Annotated in this window: 16 protein-coding genes and 1 pseudogene; 9 read left to right on the forward strand and 8 right to left on the reverse strand. The window is 68.9% G+C overall.

Annotated elements, in window-relative coordinates; all coding sequences use genetic code 11:
- Positions 1-709: LysR family transcriptional regulator (locus tag VM306_RS30250; RefSeq protein WP_325521157.1), on the forward strand; the 709-nt coding region annotated here is incomplete at its 5' end.
- Positions 710-716: 7 nt separating this feature from the next.
- Here the strand turns inward: VM306_RS30250 and lexA are convergent.
- Together lexA and VM306_RS30260 are read right to left on the reverse strand one after the other, a co-directional pair.
- A complete protein-coding gene (lexA, locus tag VM306_RS30255) occupies positions 717-1,364 on the reverse strand; it encodes a transcriptional repressor LexA (protein WP_325521158.1) in 648 nt (215 codons plus the stop codon).
- Positions 1,365-1,446: 82 nt separating this feature from the next.
- Positions 1,447-1,911 (reverse strand): MarR family winged helix-turn-helix transcriptional regulator, encoded by a 465-nt coding sequence (locus tag VM306_RS30260; RefSeq protein ID WP_325521159.1) that lies wholly within the window; start codon positions 1,909-1,911, stop codon positions 1,447-1,449.
- Between the two features lie 94 nt (positions 1,912-2,005).
- Between VM306_RS30260 and VM306_RS30265 the strand changes: the two genes are divergently transcribed.
- The 3 genes from VM306_RS30265 to VM306_RS30275 all read left to right on the forward strand — a co-directional run bounded on the left by VM306_RS30265 (position 2,006) and on the right by VM306_RS30275 (position 6,896).
- Positions 2,006-2,773 carry a DUF4142 domain-containing protein gene (locus tag VM306_RS30265; protein ID WP_325521160.1) on the forward strand — a complete coding sequence of 256 codons (768 nt, stop codon included), beginning with the start codon at positions 2,006-2,008 and terminating at the stop codon, positions 2,771-2,773.
- Positions 2,774-2,844: 71 nt separating this feature from the next.
- Complete coding sequence (locus tag VM306_RS30270; protein WP_325521161.1) at positions 2,845-5,703, forward strand: DUF4062 domain-containing protein; 2,859 nt, start codon at positions 2,845-2,847, stop codon at positions 5,701-5,703.
- 53 nt (positions 5,704-5,756) lie between these two features.
- A complete protein-coding gene (locus tag VM306_RS30275; RefSeq protein WP_325521162.1) occupies positions 5,757-6,896 on the forward strand; it encodes an AI-2E family transporter in 1,140 nt (379 codons plus the stop codon).
- On the opposite strand, the gene VM306_RS30280 is transcribed toward VM306_RS30275, so the two are convergent.
- Positions 6,817-7,512 (reverse strand): transposase, encoded by a 696-nt coding sequence (locus tag VM306_RS30280; protein WP_414672469.1) that lies wholly within the window; start codon positions 7,510-7,512, stop codon positions 6,817-6,819. The two genes, VM306_RS30275 and VM306_RS30280, sit on opposite strands and share 80 nt — an antisense overlap.
- Positions 7,513-7,623: 111 nt before the next feature.
- On the opposite strand from VM306_RS30280, the gene VM306_RS30285 reads away from it, so the two are divergent.
- The gene (locus VM306_RS30285; RefSeq protein ID WP_325521163.1) at positions 7,624-7,797 is read left to right on the forward strand and encodes a hypothetical protein; all 174 of its coding nucleotides are present in this window, start codon (positions 7,624-7,626) and stop codon (positions 7,795-7,797) included.
- Between the two features lie 438 nt (positions 7,798-8,235).
- Here the strand turns inward: VM306_RS30285 and VM306_RS30290 are convergent, their stop codons facing one another.
- Positions 8,236-9,174 (reverse strand): Lrp/AsnC family transcriptional regulator, encoded by a 939-nt coding sequence (locus VM306_RS30290; protein ID WP_325521164.1) that lies wholly within the window; start codon positions 9,172-9,174, stop codon positions 8,236-8,238.
- A 97-nt stretch (positions 9,175-9,271) separates the two neighbouring features.
- Here VM306_RS30290 and VM306_RS30295 point away from each other — a divergent pair, with 97 nt between their 5' ends.
- Together VM306_RS30295 and VM306_RS30300 are read left to right on the forward strand one after the other, a co-directional pair.
- Positions 9,272-10,150, forward strand: coding sequence for a VOC family protein (locus tag VM306_RS30295; protein ID WP_325521165.1), 879 nt, complete (start codon positions 9,272-9,274; stop codon positions 10,148-10,150).
- Positions 10,151-10,161: 11 nt separating this feature from the next.
- On the forward strand, positions 10,162-10,734 hold the full coding sequence (locus tag VM306_RS30300) for a hypothetical protein (RefSeq protein ID WP_325521166.1): 573 nt from the start codon (positions 10,162-10,164) through the stop codon (positions 10,732-10,734).
- 484 nt (positions 10,735-11,218) lie between these two features.
- Here VM306_RS30300 and VM306_RS30305 read toward each other — a convergent pair whose 3' ends face one another.
- Both VM306_RS30305 and msrA read right to left on the reverse strand, forming a co-directional pair.
- Positions 11,219-11,716, reverse strand: coding sequence for an MOSC domain-containing protein (locus VM306_RS30305; protein WP_325521167.1), 498 nt, complete (start codon positions 11,714-11,716; stop codon positions 11,219-11,221).
- A complete protein-coding gene (gene msrA / locus VM306_RS30310) occupies positions 11,695-12,192 on the reverse strand; it encodes a peptide-methionine (S)-S-oxide reductase MsrA (RefSeq protein ID WP_325521168.1) in 498 nt (165 codons plus the stop codon). Before msrA ends, VM306_RS30305 begins: the two co-directional genes overlap by 22 nt.
- Before the next feature lie 352 nt (positions 12,193-12,544).
- On the opposite strand from msrA, the pseudogene VM306_RS30315 reads away from it, so the two are divergent.
- Positions 12,545-12,793 (forward strand): annotated as a pseudogene (locus VM306_RS30315) (IS982 family transposase); the annotation flags it as partial.
- A gap of 26 nt (positions 12,794-12,819) precedes the next feature.
- Here VM306_RS30315 and VM306_RS30320 read toward each other — a convergent pair.
- Positions 12,820-13,611 carry a GNAT family N-acetyltransferase gene (locus VM306_RS30320; protein WP_325521170.1) on the reverse strand — a complete coding sequence of 264 codons (792 nt, stop codon included), beginning with the start codon at positions 13,609-13,611 and terminating at the stop codon, positions 12,820-12,822.
- A 963-nt stretch (positions 13,612-14,574) separates the two neighbouring features.
- Between VM306_RS30320 and VM306_RS30325 the strand changes: the two genes are divergently transcribed.
- Complete coding sequence (locus VM306_RS30325) at positions 14,575-14,763, forward strand: hypothetical protein (protein WP_325521171.1); 189 nt, start codon at positions 14,575-14,577, stop codon at positions 14,761-14,763.
- Between the two features lie 245 nt (positions 14,764-15,008).
- Here VM306_RS30325 and VM306_RS30330 read toward each other — a convergent pair whose 3' ends face one another.
- The gene (locus tag VM306_RS30330) at positions 15,009-15,902 is read right to left on the reverse strand and encodes a hypothetical protein (RefSeq protein WP_325521172.1); all 894 of its coding nucleotides are present in this window, start codon (positions 15,900-15,902) and stop codon (positions 15,009-15,011) included.
- Positions 15,903-16,136 lie beyond the last annotated feature (234 nt).

Here is a 16,136-nt window from a genome sequence, read left to right on the forward strand (position 1 = left end):
GCCCACGCCCCGCGCCGACGAGCTCGCGCGCCGCGTCGGGTCCCACCTCGACCAGCTGAGGTCGGCGCTCGACGCCGACTCGGTCGGCGGCACGGTGAGGATCGGAGGGCCGGCCGAGTTCATGACCACGCGCGGACTGGCCGCGCTCATGCCGTTGACCCGGCGCGGCCTGCGGTTCGAGATCACCCTCGGCCTGGCGAACGACCTCCTGGCCGCGCTCAGGTCCGGCCGGCTCGACGTCGTGCTGTCGTCGGTCCGTCCCGGCCAGGGGTTCACCGCGACGCCGGTCACGGACGAGGAGTTCCTGCTGGTGGGACCGCCGCTGCTCGCCAGGACCGTGGACAGGGCGCTGCTCGCCGAGAACCCCGCGCGGGCCCTGGAACATCTGCCGCTGGTCGCCTACTCCGACGACCTGCCGATCATCCGCCGCTACTGGCGCAGCGAGTTCGGCGCCCGGCCAAGGAACGCGACGTCCGTCGTCGTCCCGGACCTCCGCGCGGTGCTGGCCGCCGTGGTGGCCGGGGCGGGCGTGTCCGCGTTGCCGCGCTACCTGGCCGAACCCGCGCTCAACGCCGGATCCGTCGAACTGCTGCACCACCCGGAGATCCCGCCGCTCAACACCCTGTACGTGGTGACGCGCGGCGCGAAGCCCCCGGCCGTCGACGCCGTCGTCGAGCACTTGAGGTCACGCGACTGGGGAGTCCTCTAGGCCTGGCCTAAACGCTGCGCAGGACCGACACGACGATCCCGAGGATCACGGCCCTGTCGCCGTCGATCACGGGGTACTCGGCGTTGCGCGGCTCCAGGAACACGTGACCGTTGCGGCGCTGGTAGACCTTCACCGTCGCCTCCTCCTCGATCATCGCGGCGACGATCTGCCCGCTGTACGCCTCGTGCGTCTGCCGCACCACGACCGTGTCGCCGTCGCAGATCGCGGCGTCGATCATCGAGTCACCGCGCACGCGCAGCGCGAAGACGTTGCTGCCGCGCCCCACGATCGAGCGCGGCAGGCTCAGCACGTCGTCCACGTGCTCCACGGCCGAGATCGGCGTGCCGGCGGCGATGTCACCGACGACCGGCACGGAGATCGAGTCCTGTGTGGACCGCGCTGTCTCGCTCAGGAACACCCGCACGTCCATCGGCCGCGTCACAGAGGGGCCGCGCTTGAGGAAACCCTTGTCCTCCAACGCCGACAGGTGCTTCGACACCGACGACGAGGACCTCAGCCCGACCGCCTCGCCGATCTCGCGGGTGCTGGGGGAGTAGCCGTGCTCGACGACCCAGTCGCGGATGGCGACGAGGATCCTCTGCTGGCGTTCCGGCAGCGCCGTGGTGTCGAGTTCAAGATCGTCGTAGGCGGTCACCGGCCCGATAGTAGTTCGGGGGTGGCCCGCCACGAACGGGTGGTGGTGCGACCAGGACCTCTGGATCGGCCGCGTGCCCGAGTCAGTCGACCTCCGCGTGGTCGCGCGCTGACCAGCGGGGCTCACCGCCGGCCTCCGCGAACGCGGTCAGCGCCTCGACCAGGCCGTGCCGCAGGTGCTCCGGCATGCGCGCCACGATCGTGCTGATCTCCGCGCGGCGGCGCGCCATCACCTCGCTCACGACGCGGCGGCCCTGCGCGCTGGCCACCACGACGACCTCGCGCCTGCTCGTGGGGCTCGGCTCGCGGTCGGCCATGCCGGACGTGATCAGGCGGTCGATCATGCGCTTCGCCGTGGACGGGTTGACCTCCAGCAGGTCGGCGAGCGCGGTGAGGCTCATCGGGCCGCGGCTGTCGAGCAGCACGACCATGCGCAGCTGCGGCAGCGTGAGCGTCTCCTCGACGGCGGCGAGCGAGCGCGCCGACACCGCGATCAGCAGGCGGGACGCGGTGAGGACCGCGTCGGTCAGGTCGTCGACGTCGCTCACCCGTCCAGTCTCGCAGGACCGGACTCGATAACGAACAGGTAACCATTGCACTGTGCAACGGTCGCGGCGCCGCGGTCTGTCCGTACCTCCCGGCATGCGGATACTCCTCGTTTCGTTGCTGGCGTTGGCGTTGGGTGCGCCGCCGGCGTTCGCGCAGCAGGACCTGGGACCCGGCTACGTGCAGACCCAGTTCGGGCCGATGGGCCCGGCGGGGCGCGACCTGCTGCAGAAGGTGGCGCTCGCCGGCCTGTGGGAGGGCCCCGCCGGGCGGATGGGCCTCGAGAAGTCGTCCAACCCGCTCGTGCAGGAGGCCGGTCGGCACCTGATCGAGGGCCACACCGATCTCGACCGGCGGACCGTCGAACTGGCCAGGACGCTCAACGTGCCGCTGCCCACCCAGCCCACCGAGTCGCAGCAGGGCTGGCTCGACGAGATGCGGGCGGCGCCCGCGCGCAGCCAGGAGTTCGACCGCGTGTTCGCGAACCGGCTCCGCGCGGCGCACGGCGTGGTCTACAAGTTCCTCGCCACCGTGCGCACCGGCACCCGCAACACGGCGATCCGCGACTACGCCAAGGTCTGCATGGACACCGTGCTCGACCACATGACGGTGCTCGAAGCCACCGGGATGGTCGACTTCGACGACACCGAGGCGATCCCGCTGGCCCTGGTCGCCCAGCCCTCCTCGGCCGCTCCCAGCCCCACGATTCCTCCTCGCGCGCCGCAGCAGGTCGTCACGTCGACGCGGCAGCAGGAGGACGACGGCGTCCCGGACGGACTGCTCGGGCTGGGTGCGGTCGTGGTCGTCGGAGGAGGCATTTGGCTGTGGAGCCGCGGCCGGAGCAGCCGCAGGATGCACCCGTAGTGCACGGGCGGCTGACCGCAGATGACCCGTTCGGGTCGTAACGGCTTCGGTTCGGGGCGCGAGATGCCTACATGGCCGCGCCACGACAGTATCCCGGTGTGATGGTCTCGTCGACCTTCGCCGATCTCCGCGACCACCGGGCGGCCCTGATGAGCGCCATCCAGGGGCAGCAGCTGTTCCCGGTCGCGATGGAGTTCGACTCCGCCCTGCCCGACGGCACCGTGCTGGACTCGTCGCTGCGCAAGGTGCGGGAGGCCGCCGGCTACGTCGGGATCGTCAGCCACCGCTACGGCCAGGTACCGGTGTGCCCGCGGAACCCGGACGGCCTTTCCCTGACCCACCTGGAGTACCGCGAGGCCGTGCGCCTGGGCCGTCCGATCCTGATCTTCATCATGGGCGCGGACCACCCGATCACCCTGGCCGACGTCGAGCGCGACCCCGCCAAGCAGGCGAAGCTGGACGCGTTCCGCGAGGAGGTCAAGCTCGCGGACGGTGAACTGCAGCGCGTCTACCGCGTGTTCACGAGCCTCGCCGACTTCACCGCCGGCGCCACGCAGTCCGTCGCCGACCTGCGCAGGCTGCTGGAGTCGGAACCGGCTCGCGCGGCTCCCGGGCCGACGTTGTACGCCCGCCCGCGGTACCTCGGCTCACATCCTTTCGTGGGGCGTCAGGAGCAGCTGACGACGTTGAGCGACTGGGCGAGCGAGGCGGAGTCGCGGACGGTGCTGCTGTTCGAGGCGATCGGCGGCACCGGCAAGAGCATCCTGACCTGGGAGTGGATCAACCACTACGCGCCCGGTGTCCGCGACTGGGCGGGCCGCTTCTGGTACTCGTTCTACGAGGCCGGCGCGGTGATGGCGGACTTCTGCCACCACGCCCTCGCTTACATGACGGGTCAGCCGATCGCGACCTTCGCCGGCCGCAGCCAGGCCGAACTGGGCGAGTTGTTGTTGCGGCAGCTGGAATCCCGCCCGTGGCTGCTGGTGCTGGACGGCCTGGAACGCGTGCTGGTCGCCTACCACCGCTACGACGCGGCCCAACTGCTCGACGAGGACGCGGGCTCCTCCGACGAGATCGGCGACCGGCACCCGTGCGCCGCCATCCGGTCCGAGGACGAGGACCTCCTGCGCCGTCTCGCCGCCGCGTCGCCGTCGAAGATCCTCATCAGCTCACGACTGGTGCCGCGGGTGCTGCTGAACCAGTCGTCGCAAGCGATTCCGGGTGTCCTGCACCAGCGCCTTCCCGGCCTGCGACCGGCGGACGCGGAGGCGTTGATGCGCGGCTGCGGCGTCATGGGGGACGGGCCGACGATGCGGGCCTACCTCCAGCGCCACTGCGACTGCCACCCGTTGCTGACGGGCATCGTCGCGGGCCTGGTCAACGACTACCTCCCGGCCCGCGGCGACTTCGACGCCTGGTCGGAAGACGCCGATGCCGGTGGCAGCCTGGACATCGGCGAGCTGAACCTCGTCCAGAAGCGCAACCACATCCTGCGCGAGGCACTGGGCGCGTTGCCGGGCAGGAGTCGTCAGCTGCTGTCCACGCTGGCCATGCTGTCCGAGGCGGTGCGGTACGACACGTTGAGCGCGATCTGCCCGCAGCTGTCAGCCGACGATCTCCGCCAGGCGGTGTCGGACCTGGAGCGGCGCGGGCTGCTGCAGTACGACTGGCAGGCGAAGGACTACGACCTGCACCCCGTCGTGCGCGGCGTCGCGGCCGGCGACCTGCCCGCGGAGGAACGGCGGGTTCTCGGCCAGCACGTGGTCGACCACTTCTCCGAGGACGCGCACGGGAGTTATGGCCACCTCAGCGGCATCGACGAGCTGCGCGGTCACATCACCGTGGTCCGGACCCTGTTGCAGATGGGACGGCTCCACGCGGCGTTCAGGTCGTACGACAGGGGTTTGGGCGCTGCACTGTGCAAGCTCGAGGCGGCGCCCGAGGTCCTGTCGTTGCTCCGCCCGTTCTTCGGGCGCGACTGGACCAGCCCCCAGCTCCAGGTGCAGGAGCTCGCCTACCTGTGGACCGATCTGGGCAGCGCGTTCGACAAGTTGCAGCAGCACGACAAGGCGCTGGAGCTGTCCACAGCCGCGGTGAGGACGCATCTGGAGGCAGACGACTTCGTGCACGTGGTGGGCAGCCTGACGGACGTCGCCGTCTCCCTGCGCAACCAGAACCGCTTGGCACGCGGGTACTTCGTCGCAGAACTCGGCTGGCGGCTCTCCGGGCTCACCAAGGACGCGAGGACGCGCTTCACGAGTGGCCTGCAGGTGTACCGGTCGTTGACCGGGATGGGCAGGACCGACGAAGCAGACGTCATGTGGTCGCGCCTTGATCTGACGCGCAAGTGGGACCGGCACGGCATCAGAGCGGGTGCGGCCGAGCTCGCCCGTGCGGAACACCGGTTCGACCTGGGGCTGCTCGACGACCGTGAGCTGGACGAGATCAACCCCGAGGGCCGGCGGTTCGTCATCAGAGGGGTGCGCAGGCTGCGGGGCCGCTTGCACCTCGAGCGGGAGGAGTGGGCTGCCGCCGCCGACGAGTTCGACGCGGTCATCGGCATGGCGCGCCAGACCGGGGTGCCGAGCCCGTGGGACGAGGGAGCGCTCGTGCTGGCACGCCTCCGGCAGGGGCGGCTGCCGGATCCGCGCGCCGAGATCGAACGCCTCCCGTCCGGACACGTCCTGCTGCCCGAGCTGTGGCTCGCCGCCGGTGAACGGGAGCGAGCCGTGCGGCCGGCGATTGAGGCCTACCGGTTCGCGTGGGCCGACGGTGAGCCGTACGTCAACAGGTATCTCCTGTCCAGAGCTGTGCGGATCCTGGACGAACTCGGCGTGCCCGTGCCCGTCCTCCCGCCCTGCGACCCGGCCAAGGACCCCGAACTCCCGTGCGAAGCCGCGGTTCGGGCATACCTGGACAAGGTGCGCTAACGAAACGGCATGTCCTGCCACCCGATAGGGCTAAATCACGACAGACTGGGCGCGTGGATCGGGAACGCAGGTGGGCGGACAAGGGTGAGGCCATCGGGCACGGCGTGAGCTGGCTGTCGCGGTGGAGTCTGCGGGTGGCGCTGGCGGCGCTGGGCTTCTGGATGGTGTTCTGGCTGGTCGGGAAGCTCTGGGTGGTCGTGATGCCCGTGCTGCTCGGCCTGCTGATCACCACGGTGCTGTGGCCGCCGGCCCGCTGGATGATGTCGAAGGGCCTGAACTCGGCCCTGGCGGCGACGATCGTGCTGCTCGCCGGGCTCGGTGTGCTGGGCGGGGTGATCGCGGCCATCTCGAGCTCGATCGCGTCGGGCGTGCCGGAGATCAGGGACAGCGCGCAGAAGGCCATCACGCAGCTGCAGGACTGGGCGGGCGGGCCGCCGCTCAACCTCAAGGGCAGCGACCTCGACCGGTTGATCGACCAGGGGGTCGAACAGGTCAAGTCCAGCATCGGGTCGATCGCGAACGGGCTGCTGACGGGTGCGGGCGCGGTGACGTCCGGTGTGGTGACCGGGCTGGTGGCGTTGTTGCTCGCGTTCTTCTTCGTCAAGGACGGCATGCGGTTCACGCCGTGGCTGCGCGGGGTCGTCGGCGAGCGTGCGGGCGGTCACCTCACGACGGTGCTGGAGCGGGTCTGGGCCACGCTCGGCAGCTTCATCCGCAGCCAGGCCATCGTGTCGCTGATCGACGCGGTGTTCATCGGGCTGGGCCTGCTGATCCTCGGCGTGCCGCTGGCGATCCCGCTGGCCGCGCTCACGTTCCTGGGCGGGTTCATCCCGATCATCGGCGCGTTCATCGCCGGGGCCCTGGCCGTGCTGGTCGCGCTCGTCAGCAACGGGCTCACCACGGCGATCATCATGCTGATCATCGTCATCGTCGTGCAGCAGGTCGAGGGCAACGTGTTGCAGCCCATCCTGCAGTCGCGCGGCCTGCGCCTGCACGCCGCGGTCGTCCTGCTGGTCGTCACCGCGGGCACTAGCCTCTACGGCATCGCGGGCGCGTTCTTCTCCGTGCCGGTCGCCGCCGCCGTGGCCGTCGTCATGCGCTACCTGGGCGAGGTCATCGACGCGAGGTCCGTAAGGGACACGTCACAACTCGGCGGGGATGATCCGGTGGAGACCGAACGTCCTCCTGAGTGATGACCGGGCAGAGGAGAACCACTGCGGCGGAGAAGGCTGTTCTCGCGGGCGGCTGTTTCCGGGGCACGCAGGACCTGTTCCGCCTTCGACACCCATGTCCGGGACCGATCCCGTGACAGCGGCTTTTCGACCTCCCGTGCGACCTCTGCGGGGTCGCACGGATACACCCAACTTCCCCCAGACAGACAGAACCGCGTAGAGCAGCCGCTGGAGTGCCTGCCTTCTCCCAGGCGGTGAAGCGCTTGAAGACGGTAGGCCGGGGCGGGGAGTCCGCGGGTAGAGCACGCCACTTGATGCTGTTGTCGACCACGTACAGGATCGCGTCGACGATCAGTCGGCGGCAGTGCTTCTCCCACTGCCCGCCATTACCGCCCAGGCACGCCGGATCGGGCAGCAGCACATCGAGCTCGGCCCACTGGGCGTCGGTGAGGTCGGTGGGATACCGGCTCGTCCGCAGGCCGGGCTGATGGGTGACGGCCAGGCGGCAACACGCGGAGCCCGCGGTGGAACCGCCTGCGGGGATCGGGCACGATGACAACGGAACTCCTGGCAGAGCGGCGCTTCGACAACGTCCGATCCACCAGGAGTTCCCCTGTCCGCGCACCAACAGGCTCACACCTACTCAAGCTCGGAAACGGCCACCAAGCAGAGCGGCAAGTCGATTGTCATCGGGTCGGCTACGACCGAGACGTCCGAGTTGAAGGCCAATCCGGACGGGACCCGGACGTTGGTCAACTACGTGCATCCGGTGCGGGTCAATGAGAACGGTGCCTGGACCGATGTCGACCTGGACCTCGCGCCGCAGTCCGATGGCACGCTGGCGCCGAAAGCGGCACCGGTGACCATGTCGTTCACCGCGGGCGGCCTGGGCTCTGCGGTGGGCCGGTCGCGCGGCTGGTGAAGGGCGACGCCGAGGCCGGCTTCGGGTGGTCGGCCGACCTGCCTCCGGCGCGCGTCTCCGGCAAGACCGCCACCTATCCGGACGTGCTGCCGGGGTGGCGAGTGCGGCGACGGCGACGTGTTCGGCGGTTTCGGCGGTTTCGGCGCAGCCGGTGCCGGCCGCGACGAACGCGACCGCGAGTAGCACGATGGCGGGTCCGGTGATGCAGAACAGCAGGTGGAGACAAGGAAGGGGCGACTCCGGCGGCGAAGACCAGGAGTGGTCCGCGAGCGCCGAGCCGGTCGGATGCGCGGCCGGCGGGGCAGGGGACGGGTCTGCACCAGGGGATCCCCCTGTGTCTCGAGCCGGGTTTTGCTGGATCGAGGGGATTCACCTGGAGCTTCATGTGGGTCGGGATGTCGATTCGAACTGTGCCTGGGCGGTCCGAGGCGGTTGGGGTCACAGCGTGGGTGCGACGCGTTTGGTGTAGGAGGTGATCAGCGCTGTTTCCAGTCGTTCGATGCCGGTGAGGGTGCTGATCCGGTCGGTGAGGTGGGTGTAGAGGGTGTCGGCGTCTCGGCAGATCACGATGGCGATCAGGTTGTGTTCGCCGGTGGTCGCGCCGACGAACGCGGTTTCGGGGTCGGCGGCCAGGGTGTGGGTGACGGCGGTGAGCTGGCACGGGGTGACGGTCAGCCAGAGCAGGCACTGGACGGAGAAGCCGAACAGCGTCGGGTCGACCTCGACGTCGAGTTGGAGCACGCGAGATCGGCGCAGTTCGTCTAGGCGACGGCGGACGGCGGACTCCGACCAGCCGGCCTGTCGGGCGAGGCTGGGGTAGGCGATCCGGCCGTCGGCCGCGAGCGCGGGGAGCAGACGACGATCCAGGTCGGTGAGACCGACGGTGGCGGTGTCGCTGGTGTCGGGTGGGTGAAGTGCGGCGATCTGTTCGGTGGTGAGTGCTGAGGTGCGGCCGAGCCAGCGGCGATCCATCAGGTGGCGCAACAGCCGTTGCGCGGTGACCTGGAGGATCTGCGGATGGCGGGCCAGCGTCTCCAGCGGAGCGGGGCCGCCCTCGGCCACCCGGACGATGCAGACGATTTCGGCGCCGCTGGACAGCACGCTCACCCAGGCGGTGTCCGGGCGCTGAGCGAGCGCACGGGCCACAGCACCGGTGTGTCGGGGATGGACGCGTAGCCGCACCAGCCACTCCGCGTGGCCAGCGCGGCGGCTGTTGAGCGCCCCGGTCACGCGGGCCGCGCCGGTGCCGCGGAGCCGGGCGAAGCGGCGGGCCACAGTGCGGTCGGCGACGTCGAGGACATCGGCGATCTTGCTGAACGGGGCGCGCCCGTCGAGCTGGAGTGCGTGCAGCAGTTGGAGGTCGAGGGTGTCGAGCATGACCGAATCCACCTGATCAGGGTAGGTCGGTGTCGGATCGCGGCGTGGTGCCGGTCGTTTCGGGCCGGCTGCGTGCTGTGGACGCAGTATCGGTCGCATGACATCTGACATCCACGGCATTCACCACGTCGGGATCCTGACCCGTGATCTCGACGGGCTGGAGCGCCGGTACGCCTCGTTCGGCTTCACACTGAGTCCTCGCTCGCGGCACCTGCTCAGCGCACAGCCTGGTGAGCCGCCGGTGCCGGGGTGCACGGCAAACCGGTGTGCGCTGTTCGGCGGGTCGTACATCGAGCTGCTCGGCATCGTGGACGAGTCGGCACCCGATCCCTGGCACACCAAGGCGATGGCTGACGAGTACGAGGGGTTTCGGCTGCTCAACTTCGACACCGACGACGTCGAGACCGTCAAACGGCGACTTGACGGTGCCGGGCTGCGCACGTCGGGGGTGCTCGATCTGGAACGCGACGTCGACACCGAGGACGGCATCCGCACCGTCCGGGCCCGTGCCGTGCACATCGACCCCCGCGCCACGCCGGAGAGCTACCTGGGGGTCGCCCAGCACCTCACCCGTCAGCACGTGCACCAGCCGCGCTACCTCGACCACAGGAACGGCGCCCACGGCCTCAGCAGCGTGCTCGTGGTGGCCGACGACGCCGAGTTCGACGCGATCACCGACCGGTACACCCACCTGCTGCAGGCAGCCCCCAGGCAGGACGGTCCTCGTACCGTGCTGGATCTGGCGGGCGGGCGGCTGGAGATCGTACGCGCCTCCGACGTCGGACAGGTGCTGCTCGACGAGCCCGCACCGGCCCCGTCCTATCTCGCCGCCATGACCGTCCTGGTCGACGACGTCAACTACGCCCGCACGATCGTCGAGAGCAGCGACGTGCCAACCCAGCCAACCGAACACGGGTTCTTCGTCTCCGCACGCGACGCCTACGGAGCCGGCTTGTTCTTCACCAACACCCCCTGAAAGGGACCGTCATGTTCACGACCCTGATGCTCCTCCTCGGCCCCTGGCTGGGATTCCGCCTGCTCGGCGCACTGGGTGTCGGCCGGTTCGCCACCTGGCGATTCAGCGCGGCGCACGGACTGGCGACGATGCTCATCGCCACCGGAACCGCGCACTTCGCCCCAGCGACCGTCACGATGATCCCCAACCACGCGGACCTGGTGGCCATGGTCCCGCCGTTCGTGCCCTTCCCGCACCTGATGGTCTACGCGACCGGCGTGCTGGAACTCCTCGGCGCCCTCGGCCTCGTCCTGACCAAGACCCGCTCGGCCGCGGGCGTCAGCCTCGCCGCGCTCTTCGTGCTGATGTTCCCGGCCAACGTCTACGCGGCCATCGCGGACGTGCCGCTGGGCGACGACCCGCCCACGCCCCTGTGGTTCAGAATCCCGGAGCAAGTCCTCTTCATCACGGTCGCGCTCTGGATAGCCGGAGCTGCTCACAGCCCGTGGGTGCGCCGCATACTCAGCGCACCACCACCCGGCTCCAACCCAGTTGCCGTCCAGCAGCGGCCTGGACAGCGACTGGGGTCACGAAGGCCGAACTAGGCCAGAGGCCCTGGTGGTCCGCACGTCGTTCGGTCACCCGTCGAATCCTGGCAAACCGAGCATCGGCGCCAGCAGCAGCGCGTGTCGACGGCGCGTTCGTCATCCACGATCCGCCTCCTGCAGGTCATCATGACGCGCTCGGCAGTGCCCGAACGTTGGGCTGGCTGGTTGTCGCGGCGCGAAGGCGCAGGATCTCCTCGTGTTGCGCAGCCAGGCGGGACACGGCCTGGGCACGGAATGCCTTCACGCCTACCGGAACACGATCGTCACGTGCTGGAGCACGCGCAGGCTGGACGAGCCGACTCCGCGCGATGTGGATGAACTGTACGAGCACGTCCGCTGTATCGCGCAACGACGCCGTAACCACGCCGACGGTGCAGGCGCGGTGCATCACATGTACTACGCGCGGTGCGAAGTATGACAGCGGCCGTGATCTCGACGACGATGTTGATCGTGGTGCTGATCGTCTGCGCGGACAACCACTTCATGTGGCGACTAGGTCGAGCATCGCTTTTCCGATGCGCAGCACCCCGTCGTCGAGCGGCACGCACCGGACGCCGCCCTTGCCGCGTAACGCCTTGAAGGCGCCGGGTGCGATGACGGTGTTCATCCAGGCGCAGGGGCTGGCGGGCCGGTGCACCTCGAACCGCACCGGTCCGTCGCCGCTGTCGAGGCTGAAGACGGTGCCACGGGCCAACGCGTCCACGTCGAACCCGCGCACCACGACGTTGCGTCGGGCCACCAGCGGGTCCACCGGCCACGGGGCGAGGGACTCGGCGGCGATGAACGTGACGGCCGCGTTGCGGTGCGCGGGGTGGTTGAAGTAGCGGTCGCCGACGATGCCGAGCCCGGCGCGGAGGACCACGTGGCCGTGTGAGACGGGCGCTGGATCGGGACGAGGGCCGTCCGACGGACGGCCCTCGAAGGCGTGCACGGGTGAGACGTGCAACCCCGCGATCTCTACCTCTCGCCGAGCTGCCACTCGGGCCTGACGTAGTGGCACGTGTAGCCGTTGGGGTAGCGCTCCAGGTAGTCCTGGTGCTCCGGCTCGGCCTCCCAGAAGTCCGAGGACTGGGTGACCTCGGTGACGACCTTGCCCGGCCACTTGCCGGAGGCGTCGACGTCCGCGATCGTCTCCTCCGCGACCTTCTTCTGCGCGTCGTCGGTGTAGAAGATCGCCGAGCGGTAGCTGGCACCGATGTCGTTGCCCTGGCGGTCGCGGGTCGACGGGTCGTGAATCTGGAAGAAGAACTCGAGGATCTGCCGGTAGCTCAGCTTCTCGGGGTCGAACACGATCTCGATGGCCTCGGCGTGGTTGCCGTGGCGGCGGTAGGTCGCGTTGGGCGTGCTCGGGTCGCCGGTGTAGCCGACTCGAGTGGAGACGACGCCGGGGTGGCGGCGGAACAGGTCCTGCATGCCCCAGAAACAGCCGCCCGCGAGAACAGCCTTCTCCGTCACAGTGGTACTCCTCTGCTCATCGGTGTTCACTCATGAGAACGCTCTGGCTCGCCGGGTTCATCCCCGTCAGGTTGTGACGTATCCATAACCGGTTCTACACCGGAGCACGTGGCAGCAGTCACGCGTACTACGCGTCAACGACGCGGGAGAAGATGGCGGCGCCGCGAATCACTGTCATCAGGCTGGCTCCGCTGTCCCCAGGGCACGCCGAAGCATCCCGAGCGACATTGAACCGAGGCGATCACCACGGCTCTGTCACAGCAAGCATCCCATCTAGATGACTGGTGCGGTGAAGATCGCGTGAGGCACGGGCCGTCTCCAGACGTGGGAAAAGGGCGTTCAAGATCAATGTGTGACGACAGACCTGAACACCCTTCTGACCGCACTCCACGTCGAGATCGACGACCGCCTCGCCGGTAGGCCTCGGACGGGCAGACCGCCGAAGCTCACCGATGCCGAACTGGTCACCCTGGCCGTGGCCCAAGCCCTGCTCGGGTTCACCTCCGAGGCCCGGTGGCTGCGGTTCCTGCCCGTCCGAATGCCCGGCGCGTTCCGGTACCTGCCCGGCCAATCCGGCTACAACGTGCGCCGGCGATGTGCGGGGCACGATCCAGCCGGCCCGGACGGTCAGCTCTTCAGCGCGTAGAACCGCATCGGTGAGTTCGCCCGGAAACCGATCCGGGGGTAGACCGGCGCTCCGGCGGCCGTGGCGTGCAGCGTGGCACGGGTGATCCCCGTCGCGCGCCATCCCTCGTACAACGCCTTGCGGGTCACCGCCTCGCCATAGCCTCGGCGCTCCCACTCCGGATCAGTCGCCACCAGCACCACGAACAGCCGCCCGGCCGTCTCCACGGCCGCCGCACACGTCACCGGCACACCGTCCCGCAGACCCAGGTAGGCGTGCACGTCGCTCTTCCACAGCGCGGAACCGGCAATGCCGTCACGGCCGTCCCCGATGTCGAACCCGTACGCGCGTGAGTTGATGTCCGCGTACACCGACAACTGTTCGTCGGTGGTCACCCGCTCGAACGTCAGCTCCGGATGTGATGGCTCCGGGATCGGCAGCAGGTCTCCCGCCATCCCGGTACCGGGAAACGCGTACTCGAACCCGGCGTGGCCGGCCAGCAGGTCGAGGTCGGCGCCCTCCACCAGATCCTCGAACACCCACAGGAAACCGGCGTTCTCCTTCGTGCGCATGACGTCCGCGGCTTCCGCGAAGCGCCGCGCGAGCAGGTCGGTGCCGATTCCGGGCTCGGTCAGCGTGACGCAGTTCCAGAACGGGAACCGGCAGTCCGCCCACCGCACCGCGACGCCGGGCAAGTCGCGCACATCGGCGTTCGCATCCCGATCCAGCACCATGGCGCGCCACCCCACGACGAGCTGCTCCACCGACTCCAACGCTTCCGCCAAATCCGCCACGCCCGACTCCCGGTGAGAGATGAGACCAAGATCTACAGCCCGGAGCCTAGGGCCCACATGCTTGGCGAGCCTCGGCCGCTGTGGCACGCGCACGATCCGATCGGCCGCTGTGCCGGCCACAGCGCGCGTCGAGACCCTGCCTTACGAGACGGGGGAGGTAGCGCTGCGGTGGGGATCGACTTCTGCCCTGCAGACCGCACGCGCCGCCGATCGCCTCGCGTCCCCGGCGCCGGCCTGGTCTCGGTGAAGCGGTCCTAGCAATTGGGGCGAGTCCCGCTCGTGCTCGCCACGTTACCGCTCCAAATCCAGCCGAGCGTGCCGGAGGACCGGTCCCGCGCGTAGTACCAGAGATTTCCGAGTTCATTGAACTTCTTGCAGAAGATGTCGGCTGTTCCTGAGCGGTTGCTGTAAACGGGACAATCTTGTCCAGGTCCGTTGTGGTAGGGCTCGGAACCGATGGTCTGGAGCGTGCCACCGTTTCCGTTGCGACCGTACTGAGGACAGACAACCGCTGCTTGTGCCTGCGAGGCGCCAACGCCGACGATCGACGAGATCGTCACCATTCCGGCTGCGGCGATTCTCCCGAAAAGCGCTCCTTTTGACATGTGAAATCTCCTTCGCGACTGCGCATTCGCTCATAGCGGTGGATGAATCGCTTCCTGCGCTGTGGCGGGAGGCGGTGTCTTGTCCAAGGCAAACATGATCGCGATTGAGCCCGGTACCGCTGGTCGGGTGACGGCGCTCACGTCGTAAAAATATTTTGATACTCTGAGTGGTAGTGCTGTGATTCATCGATAAATACAATTCCGCTTCCTCGGGGAATCGTTCGGGTAGTTCTGCGAAGAGATGTTCTTCGCCTCGCCTTGGGCAGCGGCACATGCGCCGCCGGCGTTCGCCGCCGATGCCGGTACAACGTTGGCGCACCGCAGCCGATCGCCACGAGCGTCGAGATCAACTGCGAATGTGACCAAGTCGGTGAAAGCCAGGATTCCGATCGAGTTCTCGCAGTTTGTGCTGTTCGACTATTCCGGCGATGCGAGTGTGTCCGATGTCGAGCGGCCGACCAACGCTGACTGGGCCGGATGCGCAGACCGCGGGGGAGCGGTGTTCCACGCCTCCGACCCTGGCGAGCCTTACCGGGTCACCTGGTGATGTCACGATCGACTTGCCCCCGGCATCGCTCTACGCGGTTAGCGCGATTCGGCTGGGCACATCAGTCGACGAAGAAGACCGTCAGAACGAAGCATGGCGACTGCTGGTGTGGCCAGAGTGTGACTAGAAGGCTTAGGGGGAGCCACGCTCTGCGTCCCTCCCCGGCACCGCGTGTGCCGGGTAACAGCCGAACCTGATCAGTCCGGCGTCAGCGGCATCCACGCCCGTGGCCGCACGGGTCGCGGTCAGAAGACTTCGTCGTCCGGGTAGCGCAGGACTTCTGTTTCCGTACGGGCCCACCAGAATCCGTCGACGTGGTCGAAGAGGTGAGTGGTGTCGGGAAGCCCGACGGTCCGCACCGTGCCGTCGGCCGGGTTCAGCACGCGCTGGCGGCCACCGGACTCGAAGACCGGGGTGAGGATCACGTGCTCGCCGCCGTGGGTGAAGCGCCCGTCCACACCGTGCTTGCCGGGCTGGTCGTGCAACCCCGTTTCTTGCCAGATCCGGTCGATGACCCGGCCGTCCGGACCCAGCCGGTAGCAGCCATGGAAGTCCACACCGTGCTTGCGGCGGGCCCACAACCCGCGCCCCACGACGAACACCAAGCGCTCGTCGCCGTCGGTCCACACATCGCCGAGGTCGGGCAGTTGGTCCGGGTCCTCCTGGCCGGCGGCCGGGAAGTCCGCTGCCACCAGGCTGAGCAAGTCGCCGTAGGCCGCGGTCCCCCCGTCGACGACCAAATCCCGCAGATAGCGCGGCTCGTCGTGGTTGAACTGCTGGCGCACCGGCCACGCCCGGCCGTCGGCGCTGTGCGCGGTCCACCCGGCCACCACCGGCGGCGCCGCGGCGGGCACTTGCGGACCCGGATCGACCGGCAGCTCTTCGAAGTCCGCTCCCACCCGCAGCACCCGGTCGTGGTTCATGGCGACGACCAGTTCGCCGCCACCCACCAGCAACGCCGCCCGGTCGAACAAGCCCGGATCGGGCAAGAGGAGTTCACGCACGCCCGTCTCGACATCGGCGATCAGCAGGACGGTCTGCCCGCCACCGTCGCGGTGCCCGACCAGCGCGGCTCGCCGCGCGTCGATCGCCGCCGCCGTGTCGGGGAAGACGACGTCCACGCCGTCCGGGATGATCACGCCCGCGATCGTACTGCCGGAAATGCGCGTATCGAATCACGCCTGGCTCGTTCGATGCGCCCTGGCGGACGAACTGCCACCCGAGGTCAAGGGTGAGAACGCTTGACGACAGTCCTTCGCGCTCGTGTGGCGGAGCAGATGTTGAGGGGAAGGCGAGCCGCCGGGGCCGGTGCTTGCCGTGCGCGAGGACCCGGCCCAAGGCCCTGCCGACGGCGCGGGTGAGGCCGTCGATGC

It is taken from the genome of Lentzea sp., assembly GCF_035525475.1.
GTDB lineage: Bacteria > Actinomycetota > Actinomycetes > Mycobacteriales > Pseudonocardiaceae > Lentzea.